Source organism: Clostridium sp. AF15-41 (genome assembly GCF_003604095.1).
Lineage (GTDB): Bacteria > Bacillota > Clostridia > Lachnospirales > Lachnospiraceae > Coprococcus.
Map to the genome: position 1 here is coordinate 20,685 of NZ_QTMQ01000020.1, position 14,774 is coordinate 35,458.

At 42.7% G+C, this 14,774-nt stretch carries 6 protein-coding genes; 1 reads left to right on the forward strand and 5 read right to left on the reverse strand.

Annotated elements, in window-relative coordinates:
* Positions 1-17: 17 nt before the first annotated feature.
* On the forward strand, positions 18-1,346 hold the full coding sequence (locus DWW43_RS11500; RefSeq protein ID WP_119963660.1) for an MATE family efflux transporter: 1,329 nt from the start codon (positions 18-20) through the stop codon (positions 1,344-1,346).
* A 312-nt stretch (positions 1,347-1,658) separates the two neighbouring features.
* Here the strand turns inward: DWW43_RS11500 and DWW43_RS11505 are convergent, their stop codons facing one another.
* The 5 genes from DWW43_RS11505 to DWW43_RS11525 form a co-directional block, all read right to left on the reverse strand.
* Positions 1,659-8,174, reverse strand: a complete 6,516-nt coding sequence (locus tag DWW43_RS11505) for a DUF5979 domain-containing protein (RefSeq protein WP_165853074.1) — start codon at positions 8,172-8,174, stop codon at positions 1,659-1,661.
* Positions 8,175-8,362: 188 nt separating this feature from the next.
* Positions 8,363-9,730 carry an MATE family efflux transporter gene (locus DWW43_RS11510; protein WP_119963652.1) on the reverse strand — a complete coding sequence of 456 codons (1,368 nt, stop codon included), beginning with the start codon at positions 9,728-9,730 and terminating at the stop codon, positions 8,363-8,365.
* Positions 9,731-9,809: 79 nt separating this feature from the next.
* The gene (locus DWW43_RS11515; protein ID WP_119963653.1) at positions 9,810-11,612 is read right to left on the reverse strand and encodes a bifunctional homocysteine S-methyltransferase/methylenetetrahydrofolate reductase; all 1,803 of its coding nucleotides are present in this window, start codon (positions 11,610-11,612) and stop codon (positions 9,810-9,812) included.
* 278 nt (positions 11,613-11,890) lie between these two features.
* Positions 11,891-12,094: a helix-turn-helix domain-containing protein gene (locus DWW43_RS11520; RefSeq protein ID WP_008401806.1), complete on the reverse strand. Its 204-nt coding sequence runs from the start codon at positions 12,092-12,094 to the stop codon at positions 11,891-11,893.
* Between the two features lie 171 nt (positions 12,095-12,265).
* Entirely contained in the window at positions 12,266-14,707 is a 2,442-nt protein-coding gene (locus tag DWW43_RS11525) for a LuxR C-terminal-related transcriptional regulator (RefSeq protein ID WP_119963656.1), read from the reverse strand.
* Between the last annotated feature and the right edge of the window lie 67 nt (positions 14,708-14,774).

Below are 14,774 nucleotides of genomic sequence, written 5' to 3' on the forward strand. Positions count from 1 at the left end.
TCTGCAAGTTATATAATATGAAAGATTTAACCGAAGGAAAACCAATAAAAGTAATATGGCTCTATGCCCTTCCAATGATTCTCGGACAGATCGCACAGCAGTTCTACAGCTTCTGTGATTCTGCCATTGTCGGAAACTGTATCAATCCCGATGCGCTTGCAGCCGTCGGAGCAACCAGTGTTATCTCGAATACACTGATCGGATTTCTGAACAGCGCCACGCTCGGCTTATCGATCCCGATCGCCCGGTATTTCGGTGCTCAGGATCAGAAAAACATGCGAAAATGTATCGGTGTCTCAGCAATTCTCACCTTTGTTACTTCCATCGTTCTTACGATCGTTGGACTTCTGTTTATATATGACCTCCTAGTGCTTCTTGGTACACCTGAGGAAATTATACATATGGCTGACAAGTACGTCAAATACATTTTAGCAGGACTTATCTTTTCAGCAATTTATAATTTTGGTGCAAATCTGCTACGTGCTGTCGGTGACAGCAAGACCCCATTGATCTTCCTTGGCATCGCAGTTGTGCTGAACATCGGACTGGATCTGTTATTTATCCAGGGCTTCCATTCAGGTGTTGCCGGAGCAGCTATCGCTACAGTTATCTCACAGGCAGTTGCCGGTGTTGCATGTTTTATATACATCTTCTCAAAATGTGACTTCCTGATCCCTAAAAAAGATGAATACAGAGTTGACCATACAGATTTCAGCGATCTGGTACAATCCGCTCTCGCCATGGGATTCATGAGCTGTATCGTAAATATAGGTACTGTTACCTTACAGAGTTCTATCAATAAACTAGGTACAAATATCATTACTGCACATACCGCAGCAAGAAAGATCTTCGATATCCTCGATGTAGCTCTCTACATTATCGGAAACGCAGTTACAACCTTTGTCAGTCAGAACATCGGTGCCAAAAGGATCGACCGTGTAAAATCCGGCATCCGTGCCGGCATCCTTATAAATACGATCGCAACCACACTTATTATTCTGGTCGGTTTTCCAACCGCTCCGCTTCTGCTCCGTCTGGTTGCCGGAACAAGCGACGCAGCTGTAATCGATCCGGCTGTTATGTATATCCGAATCAGCATGTGCTGTTTCTATGTACTCGGACCATTGTTCGTACTTCGCTGTGCTATGCAGGGTATGGGAAGAAAGATTGTTCCCGTGCTTTCCAGCACGATCGAAATGGTCGGAAAGATCCTTGCTGTTATGTTCTTAGCACCTGCCCTCGGATACCTGGGTGTAGCGATCACCGAACCTATCATCTGGGCTGCCTGCACACTGATGCTTACCATTATGTATGTCGCAAAGCCTGTGGATAAGATATTCGCATAACATCACCATATATAAAAGCCTGTCTGTGATGATGGCTTACTGTGATCAGTAATGACATTCATGTAGTTTCTATTCGATACACCCGCTTATTTGTCAGCAGTCGCCCCAACTCACCCTTACGGGTTCAAACAAGGGCTTGATGCTGACAGCTAGAGTGTATCTCATTACGAAACTACATGAATGTCATTACTGATCACAGCAGCCATCATCACAGACAGGCTTGTCTTATTTATATATATGATAATCTTATCGAAAGACGCCGGGCTGTCAATTATGACAGTCCGGCGTCTTATTTTTGCTTGCTATCAGATATTATTTCTGATTCTTACGTTTCTTATAGACAACAGTTCCTGCTCCCGCAAGTGATACTGACATCATAATAAGAAGGAAAGCTATCGGTGAATCATCACCTGTCTTTGGCTTATCTACTGTCTCCTCTGTCGTCGTTTCTGTTGTTGTCTCTGTAGTTGTTACTTCTGTAGTCTTCTCCGATGTAGCCTCAGTTGTATTTTCTGTGGTTGTTGTCTCAGAAGTATCTTCAGTGGTTGTCTCCGTAGTTGTCGTCTCAGAAGTATCTTCAGTGGTTGTCTCCGTAGTTGTCGTCTCAGAAGTATCTTCGGTGGTTGTCTCTGTAGTTGTGGTCTCATCGTAGGTATCCACAAATGTTACATCTACTGTCTCATCTATCTCTACCTGAACATCTACTGTCTTACCATCCTTCTGAAGTCCTGTACCAATCGCATACTTGATGCTCTTGGTCTCATATCCATCGATATCATACTTGGTTTCTTCTACTGTATATTTGCCAGCAGGTTTTTCAAGTTCCAATGTATACTGCTTTGTAGTCACATCATACTTGAAATCATTCAATGAATATGTCTCGACATTTCCGGCTTCATCTGTAATCTTGAACTCGATCGCGCTAGCTGCTGTAGTCTTATCTACAGAACCAACAACCATCTTTGTAAGTACAAGTTTGCCCTTAGTTCCAACTCTTGTATTTGTAATCGTTATCTCGCCTGTTACAGGATCTGTCGTTACGCTGTCTGTATATTCAGCCGGTACATTTAATTCCTTGACGCTATATGAGATTAACTGTCCGGCATCATCATACTTTGGAAGATTTGTCCATGTATGCGTCCATGAATTATTCTCATCCAACCGAGCTGCTACACCAGAAACGGCTGTTCCAGCATAAAGCTGTACGCTTACAAATGGTGCACGTTTATTGGCTTTATTGTTATTATCGTTCCATATCTTCTTAACTGTTACAGAGGTAAGTTCTCTAGCGTAATCGTTTATGAACTCGACATCGATCGTTGTTCCATCTGCTACAGTTGCTGTTGCTGTATCGCCATTATCTTCGGTTCCGCTTCCTACCTTGTGGCTGGTTGTCAATGTATAACCTGTGATTCCTGCTACAGTTTCGACTACTGTGTAGTCACCTACTGCAAGGCCATCAATCTGTACACTGCCGCCTGCTGTTAACAGTTCTGCTCCGGTTACGGTCTTACTGTAGCTGTCTGGGCCTGTGATCTTAAAGCTGATATCTGATGCTACATCTGTGAGTGTCTTGTCTCCACTTACTGTCTTTGTCAGCTTCAGGCTGCCGACCTGCTTCTTGTAGTTGTTTGTAAATGCTACTTCTGCTGTTCCGCCATTTGGTACGGCTGCTGTTGCTGTCTTGCCGTCAACTTTGCTTCCGCTTCCTACCTTATGGCTGGTTGTCAATGTATAACCTGTGATTCCTGCTACAGTTTCGACTACTGTGTAATCACCTACTGCAAGGCCATCAATCTGTACACTGCCGCCTGCTGTTAACAGTTCTGCTCCGGTTACGGTCTTACTGTAGCTGTCTGGGCCTGTGATCTTAAAGCTGATATCTGATGCTACATCTGTGAGTGTCTTGTCTCCACTTACTGTCTTTGTCAGCTTCAGGCTGCCGACCTGCTTCTTGTAGTTGTTTGTAAATGCTACTTCTGCTGTTCCGCCATTTGGTACGGCTGCTGTTGCTGTCTTGCCGTCAACTTTGCTTCCGCTTCCTACCTTATGGCTGGTTGTCAATGTATAACCTGTGATTCCTGCTACAGTTTCGACTACTGTGTAATCACCTACTGCAAGGCCATCAATCTGTACACTGCCGCCTGCTGTTAACAGTTCTGCTCCGGTTACGGTCTTACTGTAGCTGTCTGGGCCTGTGATCTTAAAGCTGATATCTGATGCTACATCTGTGAGTGTCTTGTCTCCACTTACTGTCTTTGTCAGCTTCAGGCTGCCGACCTGCTTCTTGTAGTTGTTTGTAAATGCTACTTCTGCTGTTCCGCCATTTGGTACGGCTGCTGTTGCTGTTGCTCCGGCTTCTGTACTTCCACCATCTACTTTGTAAGTAGTAGTGACTGTATAACCTGTTGATCCGGTCACAGTCTCTGTCACCGTATATGTTCCTTTTGCAAGATTATCAATCGTATAACTTCCGCTTGCATCCAGTTCTGTTCCGGCTATCGTCTTGCTATATCCGTTTGATCCGGCGATCTCAAAGCTGATATCCGCTGCTACATCCGCAAGCGTCTTGTCTCCACTTACTGTCTTTGTCAGTTTCAGACTTCCCGGATTCTTCGCATAATTGTTTACAAACTCTATGTTGCTGGTTGCTCCATCTGTTACAGCTGCCGTTGCTGTCTTTCCGTCAACTTTGCTTCCGCTTCCTACCTTGTGGCTGGTTGTCAATGTATAACCTGTGATTCCTGCTACAGTTTCGACTACTGTGTAGTCACCTACTGCAAGGCCATCAATCTGTACACTGCCGCCTGCTGTTAACAGTTCTGCTCCGGTTACGGTCTTGCTGTAGCTGTCTGGGCCTGTGATCTTAAAGCTGATATCCGCTGCTACATCCGCAAGCGTCTTGTCTCCACTTACTGTCTTTGTCAGCTTCAGGCTTCCTGCCTTCTTTGTATAGGTATTAACAAAGTCTACCTCTGTATTCTTTTTTGCCTCTACAGTTGCAGTTGCTACTTTACCGGTTTTTTCGCTTCCACTTCCAACCGTATATTTAGTAGAATGCTTAAATCCTGTAATATCCGTTATTGTCTCGGTTATCGTATATTGACCCGGCACAAGACCAGTAAGGGTCTTTGTTCTGGTTGTTGCATCCAGGTCTTTGCCCTTTATGGTTGCACTGTAGCTTCCCGGTCCTTTTATTTCAAAGCTCAAACCATCCTTAACATCAGCAAATGTCTTATCTCCACTTACTGTCTTTGTCAGAGTCAGGCTGCCACTCATATCTGCCGAATTATTGAAACTGATCATTTCCGGAATAGTATTACCTATTAATATTCCATCTTCCGAATACTTATCTATACTGTTTATATCTGAATAAATCTCTCCTGTGGTAGCATCCTGCTTCACGCTTACGGTTGCAACATAGAAGGATGTATCGTATGCAATATTCGAATTTGATCCTTTCTTCTCAGATATCTTGTAATAAAATTCTTTTCCTATATCCGAGGCTGTGTAATCTATTACATTGAAATCACCAATACCGGTCGCAGTGCTTGACGTAATCTGCTGGTTTACACCAGACGTCTTGTCTGTATATGTGATCTCTTTCTGACCATTTACAGAACTGATACTTGGTTTATTTATCTCCTGAAGTTCAAATGTAAACGCCTCATACTTCTGTAGATTTTTCGTTGATCCATCTATAGTCTTCTTTATCTGAAAACTACCTTTTTCGTTGTTATATCTCAGGTAACTGCTGGTTACAATCCTCTCCAACTGGGAGGTCTGCTGTACCTTCTTATAATCGTCACCCGGAAGTACAAAATACATAGGATCCGGATTCACCTTATATCCAAGCTGAGATCCTGTCTCAACCAATGCATATACAATATCGAGTCGGAGATTGTCAATTACCCACTCCGTCTCATCATCTCTCAGTGTCTTCTCCTTTTCCGGAGTGGCACTGCTGTCATATGTATATAATCCGGTTGCTTCATCATATGTTGCTCTGTATATCTTAAAGGAGGATCCTCCCAATGGTTTCATATTACCATCGGTTCCTCTGTAATACTTTAACAATGTTATAGATCCGGTATCACCGGCACCCTGTACCTTTGATGAATATGCGTAATTATATCTGGAAACCTGATCCTTTGTATCAACAGTTTCTACGCCTTTCACTGTAAATGTATTACCACTGTTTTCAAATGTAATCTTGTCTGAATCCGCAGCAGTTCCATCACCATAAAGAGCCAGCTTTACTGTATATGTGATCTGGATATGTGTTTCATCAGGAATCTTAAATGTAATGCGGTTATTCAGCTTATCATACGAAAATGACGCTGAACTGCACTCCGATGAATTTCCGTCATCATCAATCTGCTTGATCTTGACTGTAGATGGATCAAGGATCAGGCTGGTACCCATATCATCCTCACAAGTAAGAACATCTGTACCTGATGCCAGATCATATCCACATTTATTAATATCAACGGTATAGAATATTTTATCAACGCTCTTGCTGGTATTATATTCCATCTGTTTGTCTACAAGTTTTCCCGGTGTCAGCTGTGACGACACCGTCTTCTTTCCCACACTTGTTCCGTCATAAGTAGCTGATACCTTGTTCTTAAATGTAGTAGTTCCGCCCTTGTGGAATTTCATTCCATCCTTTACCTTGGCTGTATATGTGACATATATACCACGTTGGTTCGGCGCAGCATTATTGATATTATCGATCATCTCCTGTGATAAAGTTACAGTAAAGACAACTTTTCCGTCTTCTGCAGATGTATCCGTAACACCAAGCTGCGAGCTCTGATAGTTATTATGGTTATCAAACCAGCCATCAACCTGTCCTGCACCCAGATAATCAACTGATTTCAGCACCATGTTGTCCGGCATCTCATCTGTAAAGATTATCTGCTTTCCAACCTCCGGAGTTATAGAATCGTCCTTTGAGAAATCAACCCATACATTGTATTGGATGGTTTCTTTGTCGTCGTCGGCAAAAAATGCTCTCTTATCCGTAATGCTGACAGCCTTGAATTTATAATCTGCAGATACCGGTATCACACCCTGTTTTCCATTACTCTTATATCGAACTTCACCTTTGTTTGAATATGTTCCTATTGGATCTTCATCTGTTATGTGAGTCTTAAAGGTCAATGTCATATGTGCAGAGCCGCTTGCCTGCAATGATGCAATATATGAATCCTTAAATGTAAGATTATTTTGTTTATTAAAGTCTGTATATGTGGTCTCCAGTACATCAGAATCCATCTGCTGGTTACTCTTTTCTGTGTACTTCAGGATAGTTGCATCTGTATGGGTGTTATCAGTCAGTGTAACTTCCAGATTGCCGATATTGAAGTCATGATTTCCTGAAGCACCGTACAGACTATCATTTACCGCAACATCTGTAATATTTTCGCCTGTTGGTATATCCACATCTATCTTCCATGTCAGAATCTTTGAAGCTTCATCGTAAGATACATAAGATTTCTTTGCCCAGTTTGACTCTGTAATTCCCACTTCGGCAGAAGTGTTGTACTTGTGTCCATCAAATTGAATATTTGTTACATCGTTCTGTGCGGTAACCTTTGATGAAGAACTCTGTGCGTCAGTCGACACATTTGTTGTATATTCATATGTGTATGTCTTATTATCGGTAGTTGTAAAATCATTCTTGGTAAAGGATATATCCTTAGATGCTCCGAGAGCAGTACCCCCAAGCATCTCTGTCACTTTATCCGTAACCCCGGACATATCAACCTTATCCCATCCAACGACTCCCGGTGTAACAGTTATCTTCCAAGTAACCTTTCCTGTTGTACTGTCATATGTACCATTCTTTGAAACAGATGGCATATCAAGATCCAGATTAACACTATTACTGTCTGATGTTTTAGAATTTCCTTTGTTTGTCTTATATTCTGTCTTGAATTTATTTGTCTCGCTTCCTGTATAATGGTTTGTACCCTGTTCCAAAACAGATGCATCAACCTTCATATCATATGTAAAGCTGATTTTCTGATCCTTTGTCATTGTTGAACCGATTGCTGTACTCAGTTCTGCCAGAGAACCATAGGTTGCACCATTATAAACAAAATTTGTGGCATCGGATAATGCAGATCCCGCCTCATCACTTAATACAAGATCCGAAATATTGTCATTCTTACATGCAATATCAACCTGATATGTCTGGTTTAATGTTCCGTCATCATTCAGAGTTGCTTTACCTACAGTCTTCTTCGCTACTTTAAGATTACTTTCTGCCTGATTAAATACAACATGGATGTCAAATTTATTACCGCTGACAGCGATCGTCGCATCCGTGCTTGCTTTATTATCATCGTTGTTAACCGAAACCACACCATCCAGACTTGCCTTTCCTGAACGGTTGGAATAGTTATCATAATAATCCTTATTAATAACAAGTGTGAACTCGCTACTGTTTATACTGTATTTACCCATCTCTGCATTGGTCGTATCATTAAACGGAACATTTGTGATACTGTCCATACTGATATTATCAATACCCAGATCGATCTTCGTTATGTAATCTCCTCCCGCTGTTGTCGTTGAGGAATTCGGGAACTGCCAGTTGAAATTAATCCTCACCTTCGTCTGGTCATTCAGCGTTATTCCGCTAGTTAACGGCTTGTACGCCCCCGCTGCTTCATCATAGTATTCAACAACCAGATTGGTTATCGTCATACTGTCATCATCGGCAAATACTGCACCTGAAAAATTAACAAATAATGTATTGATAACTAATACAAATGCAAGTAAAAATGCCACAATTTTACTTCGTTTCATTTGATTCATCTTTCTTCCTCCTACATTAAATATTCTTTCTCTCTGTACAACTCTACAGATTATTAAAAATGAACAGACCACCCCCAGGGCATAAACGTTCCAGTTCATCACATCATACGCCATTACCATAAAAAAGTCAACAAAGCAGCAAGGTTGTATTTATTAAATTTTGCCAAGGATTAAGTTTGTTTTTTAAATTAAGAAAGCTGTTTGCCGACCGTATTTGCAGGCAGCCATTTTCCCTTCCATGCATAGAGCACCATAAGAGCCGCTCCGAACGCCCATGAGACCGGATATAAGACAAAAATTCCGTCAATATCATGGAAAGTAGGAAGGATAAACTGAATCCACACGATACGGAACAGACATAAAGATGTCAGCAGTACGACCATTGGCGGTACACTCTTTCCTGCCCCCCGGATGGTTCCTGCCAGACCGTGCATGATACTTAAAATGAAATAAAACGGGCAGAAGTACTTCATCGCCAGTTCTCCGTATGCGACGACTGCATCATCATTTGTGAATAACCGCATCAACGGGTCTGAAAATACCAGAAGCAGGATTCCTGTGGTGATCGTATAGATCAATCCCATCGCGATCGTCACCCACATGCCTTTCTTTACCCGGTCTATCTTTCCGGCTCCATAATTCTGTCCGGTAAATGTCGTAACTGCCATGCTGATACTCATAACCGGAAGGATATTGAAGCCGTCGATCTTCAGATATGCGCCAAATCCCGCTACCGCATCTGCTCCGAATCCGTTCACACTGGACTGCACAAGGATATTTGACAGGGAAATGACCATATTCTGGATTCCGGTTGGAAGTCCGATCTTCACGATACGTCCTGCCATCTGTCTATGTATCTTTATCTTTCTCAAAGAAACTCTGTAATCTGCTTTTACGCGCATCAGATAACCGGTCGCAAGCACACTTGATACCACCTGACTGATATCTGTTGCGATCGCAGCGCCTTCTACACCCATGCCAAAGCCCCGGATCAGAACCAGATCGAGGATGATATTTGTAACCGATGCATACGCAAGGTAGATCAGTGAACGCTTCGAATTACCACCTGCGTTCAGGATGCCTGCTGCCATGTTATATAGAACATTGAATAACAGTCCACCAGAATAAATCTGCAGATAGAGAACTGCGCCGTCAAATACTTCTTCCGGGGTATGCATCCACAAAAGAAGTCTGCGGCTGAACAGAACACCACCGATCGTAAGGATCACACCTAATATAACAGATATCGCAAGGGCTGTATGAACAGCATCCTCTGTCTCTTTTTTCTTCCTTGCGCCCAGATACTGGGAAACTACGACACCTGCACCTACGGAAGCGCCCTGACTGAATGCGATCAGCAGGTAAATCACCGATGTACTGGAGCCGACTGCCGCAAGTGCATTCTTTCCTACAAAATTACCAACGATGATCGAATCTGCTGTGTTATACAACTGTTGCAGCAGATTTCCTAATATTAGTGGAATTGCAAAAAATAATATATTTTTTACGATGCTTCCCTCTGTCATCAGAGTGCCTTTTTTCGTTTCTGACTTCATCTGTATCCCTCTGTTTCTGTCTTATCTGTCATGTAAGCTTTCCACCATCTAAAATCTTAGCAATGGCGTACTTCTATCATTATCCTAATATCTTTTTCAACATATGAACACGATTAAATGGGAATGAAAAATAATATCCGTCTGCAAAATCATCGGTCATTGCCATGAATTCTCTGGTAAGCCGGATACCACAATTTTCTCCTTCTTCTCTGCTCATATCCTCTCTGTAACGATCTATAACTGAATCCGGTATCTCGATACCCGTCATTTCATTCTTCATAAAGACAGCATTTTTCCTGCTGACAAGCGGCATCAGTCCGACAAGGATCGTAGCTCCGGTCTCTTTCTTCATCTGCCTTATAATCTCTGCCTGCTCTGCCGAGAAGATCGGCTGGGTCATAAAAAATGTCGCTCCTGCCGCCATCTTTCTTCGGATTCGTTCTGTCTCTGCCTTTGTATTCATCCGGTTATGATTGATTGCACCGCCATATGTAACCGGGTGCTCGCTAAATGTATCACTGTTCATTTCCTGAACGATCTTCATCATTCCTACAGAGTCGAAATTGAACACGCTCTTTGTCGTCTGACGGAATAATACGGGAACCGGATCACCTGTCAGCAAAAGGAAATTCGTGATATGGTTCAGACTTGCTCCAAGTATCGTGGAACGGATCGCGATCGCATTCTTATCTCTGCAGCAAATATGCGGCATAACGCACAGTCCTGTCTCAAGTCTTATCTTCTCTGCCATCAATACCGAATCGGCTCTGGTTCTTCCCGATGGAGAATCCGGGAAAGTCACGACATCGACTTCTGCATTCTTTAATATATGCGCTGCATCGAGTAACTTCTCATCATCTGCATTTAACGGAGGAACCAGTTCGACTGCAACCAGCTTATGGGACGGATCCTTCACCCGACGCTCCATGAAACCATATGCCGGTTTCTCCGAAGATACAGTTACCTCTGCCACTGTTTCCCTGCTGCCAACCGGATAATCCAGTGATATCCCTGCTGCTATCTTCCGAATATAATCCGGTGTTGTTCCACAGCATCCACCGAAGATGCAGATGCCTGACTCTGCGATCTCTGATATTTTCTCCGCAAAATATTCTGCATTATCCGTAAAGGTCAGACGGTTATTCAGATATTTCGGATAACCGGAGTTCGGGAATACCGAAAGGAATGTAGCATCGTCTGCCGATATATTCCGGATCAGCTTCTTCATATGGCCCGGTCCGACACCACAGTTTAAGCCGGTGCCATCTATATATCTGCATGCCTCTGCATCCGCGATCAGTCGTTTCGCAGACAGGCCTGTATTGCTATAGCCGAACTGATTGACACTGAAATGTACCAGAATCGTACAGTCATGTGTCTCTTTCAGATATGCGATCGCCGGGAGAATCGTTTCCAGTTCCGGAAATGTCTCAAATAACAGAATGTCGATTCCCTGCTCGATAAATGTCTCTCCGATCATGATATATTCCTTCGTCAGGTTATCGGAATGCGGTACACCCTCGGCGGGGATCGGGCCGATATCTCCTGCAATATAAATCTCATGCTCCGCCTTTTCTGCCGCTGCCTTCGCGCATGTAACTGCCGCCCGGATATTCTCTTTTACCGCTTCTGTATCACTTAAAAGGCTCTTTGTGTTTGATGCAAATGTATTCGTGCGGATAAGCTGTGCTCCCGCTTCTATGTATTCGGTGTGGATGCCAATGACCCGCTCCGGTGCTGTTATATTCGCAAGCTCCGGAAGATTTGAAATCGCAAGCCCTTTTTCCGGCTTACTTCCATCTCCATATAATGACATGTAATAAGTACCAAATGCTCCGTCTGCAATGATTCGTTTTGTCTGTATATATTCTTTCAATCTCATAAAAATCTGTTTATCTCCTTGTCCGTTTCCAAATTCGGCCTATGTGCTACAGTCTGCCTTTGTCTATCATTAGGCGTTTTTTCCACACCATTATATATGGACATCCATCAGAATTCAATGGTATGCCGCCACAAGAGCCAAATGGCATCTGCCACTCCTGTACTTCCAAACAAAACCCGCAAAACATCTTACTTCTTATAACGCAAAAATGATCTGCATACAAGTCTGTCATTTTCTGACTGCCCTTGTATACAGATCATTTCATTTTAATCGGAACTTTATGATACTCTTATCATCTGTTCCTTCTCGGCAACGTACTTCATCATCCGAAGCACATAGGACGGCATCTTTCTTTTTCCGGCCTCCCAATCCTGCACGGTACGATATGGGATTCCATAATAATCGCAGAATTTTTTACGATTCATACCCATACTGTCACGAAGTTTGCGAACCTCATTTCCGTATACTTCTTTCTCATCCATGCTTTTTTCCTCCTTAACCCTTTTGTATTTGTCCCCAAACCAATATATAGTTTAGTTTATATAAATAACGCAGGATTTGCAATACACCTTGCAAAAATGTCTTGTTTTCTGCATTATTTTACCATTTCTTTACCATTTTCGAGGCTGTTTCCCCAAAAATGACATGCAGAATCAGATCAGATTCCTGTTCTTCGCTTCCATAACTGCGCCGGCTTTGTCTTTTACTCCCAGTTTTTTATATGTCTGTGCCATATGATATTTTACATTTGCCTCCGTCATATTAAGCTGCTCCGCAATCTGGATCCTAGAGAATCCCTCTGCCAGAAGTTTGATGATACGGATACCGGTCTCACTTATCCGGACTTCTGCCTTTCCCATTTTCAGATATCCCGGATATGATCTTGCAACACTCTCTGTCTCTTTCATCACCTGTCTATGATACTGACGATTCTTTTTTATAAGTTTCGGATCATCTTCCACCTCTTCCGGTACAAACGGCAATGCTTGAAGCAGCGGATAGACAGCTGCTCCCTCTCTGGAAATCACTCTTACAAAATGATAATCTGCCGCTTCCTTTATCCCTGCCTGCAATTCTTCCCGCCAGGCTTTATTTCCCATACGATACATCGTGATCGCCATCAGTAATCTGCACTCGATCTGAATATAAGTACGTTTCATGACTTCGGCATAATATTGAAGCTTCACCAATAAACTGTATGCCTGTTCATATTTGCCTCGTTGAATGTATACCCGAACCTTTGTAAGATAAATAAATCTGTCATAGATTGAAAATTCCACATTCTCATCTACCGTCTGATCCATCCACCGGTTTACTTCTGCCCATTCGCCCTTATACAGTGCACATCGGGCAAGAAATGTCTGTATGTTCGGCAACAGCTTTACTGCCCCCTCCTTTTCAGCTTTCTCATAAAAGCTTCGGAGAACTTCTTCTGCCTCCTGAACTTTTCCGTTTATAATATGAAGCCATGCAAGGATACCGTCAGCTACAAAGCACTGTTCAATCTTGCCTCCGGCTTCTGCCTGCATACGACCTTTATTTGCAAGGACAGCCACCTCGTAATTGTCTTCGCCTTTTTCAAAAAAGCTCTCTGCCAATGCCAGATTGATCAGCCCTTTGCCGTATTTGCCAAGAACAAATTCCACAAGCTTACCTATCTTTCCTGCCAGTTCGCGGTCTTTTTTGCTCCATTCACAGAAATCTTTTCCTCCATTCATCATAGACGGTTGGTTAGAAGTAACTGAAAATTCGCCCAATGTCGCCTGCCTGTCAAATACCAGTCGATATGCATTCTTCATAATACTTATCATATCTGCTGAACCTCTATGAGGCAATCCGATCTCCAGATACAGCAGATTATTCTTTGCTACCTTTCGAATACTGCCCTGATGACTGTCTGCAAATGCCTGCAGCTCCGAATACCAGCGTTCACTTTCCTCCGGATTCAACAACAGCGATTGCAGCATACTCATGCCACACATAAGCTCCGGACTTTTCTTCACAATCTCCTCCGACAACGCAAGATAATATTTCTTCAATTCATAATAATACGCACTGTTTGCTGATTTTCTTGCATTATCGATCAGAATAGATACCATTCGTTCCATCGAGTCTGCTTTCTCGTACATTTCAAGTGCCTGTAAAGGTCTGCCTGCTAACTGATAAAACAATCCTGCATTTTCATATACATTTTTTATCTGTTCTTTTGTATATTTTCTGTTCATTCTGCGCAACATGGATAACCGCATATGATCTCGAAGCTTATAGATTTTTTCTCCGTTTGCTCCCATCTGTTCATCTAAGAAATTACCCATCCATCTTGCATGCTCGATCAGATTCTCTGCATCATTCGCTCCCGTGATCATCTCAGCCAGCCGTATGGTAAATGTATCTACGATCGATATTTTCATCAGAAAATCCTGCATCTGGATATCCCAATTATCGTATACATGGAACTCCAGATAATTCCACATCTGCTCTGTTACTTTTCTTGAGTACTCGTCGTACTCCGGATCGGACAATCCATTTTCATATCCCAGTTCGTAGTACATGGTTGTTGCTACGCTTAATGCAAATGGCATACCATAGGTTTCTCTTGCCAGTCGCTTCTTCTGCTCTTCAGTCAGAACCATCTGTGTCAGTTCTATATATTTCAAGATTGACGGCATATCCATAATAAGCATGCTTTCATCTATAATATAAAATCCTTCCCGGAAGCGCAGTGTTGAAAGCCATGGGGGAACAGGGCATCTGCCTGCCAGGATCATCCAGACATCCTCCCTCATAATTAACTTAAAAATTGCGTTTCGGAGTTCATCATCCTCTTCCCATGTAAGCTCATGTATATCATCGATCACAACAATCTTTCTGGCTGTTCCCTCCGGGATTTCAAGGTTCTCTGCCGTTATTTCTCCGGCATGGAACAGGTTGTATTTTCTCTTACCCAGATAATGGGTGATCAACTCACTTTTTCCGGTTCCGCTGACTCCAAATATATATGCGGTTATGTTCTCATCGTCTGCCGTCTTCAGCAACCGCCAGGCTTTTTTCGGTTTGATATAGTCGCCTTTTTCTATTGATGGATTTCCGTTCATAACCGCTGTTCCTTTCGCTTGTTTCTTCTTCTCCGTGAATAACTACGATTTCTCCGTTCTTCGAACT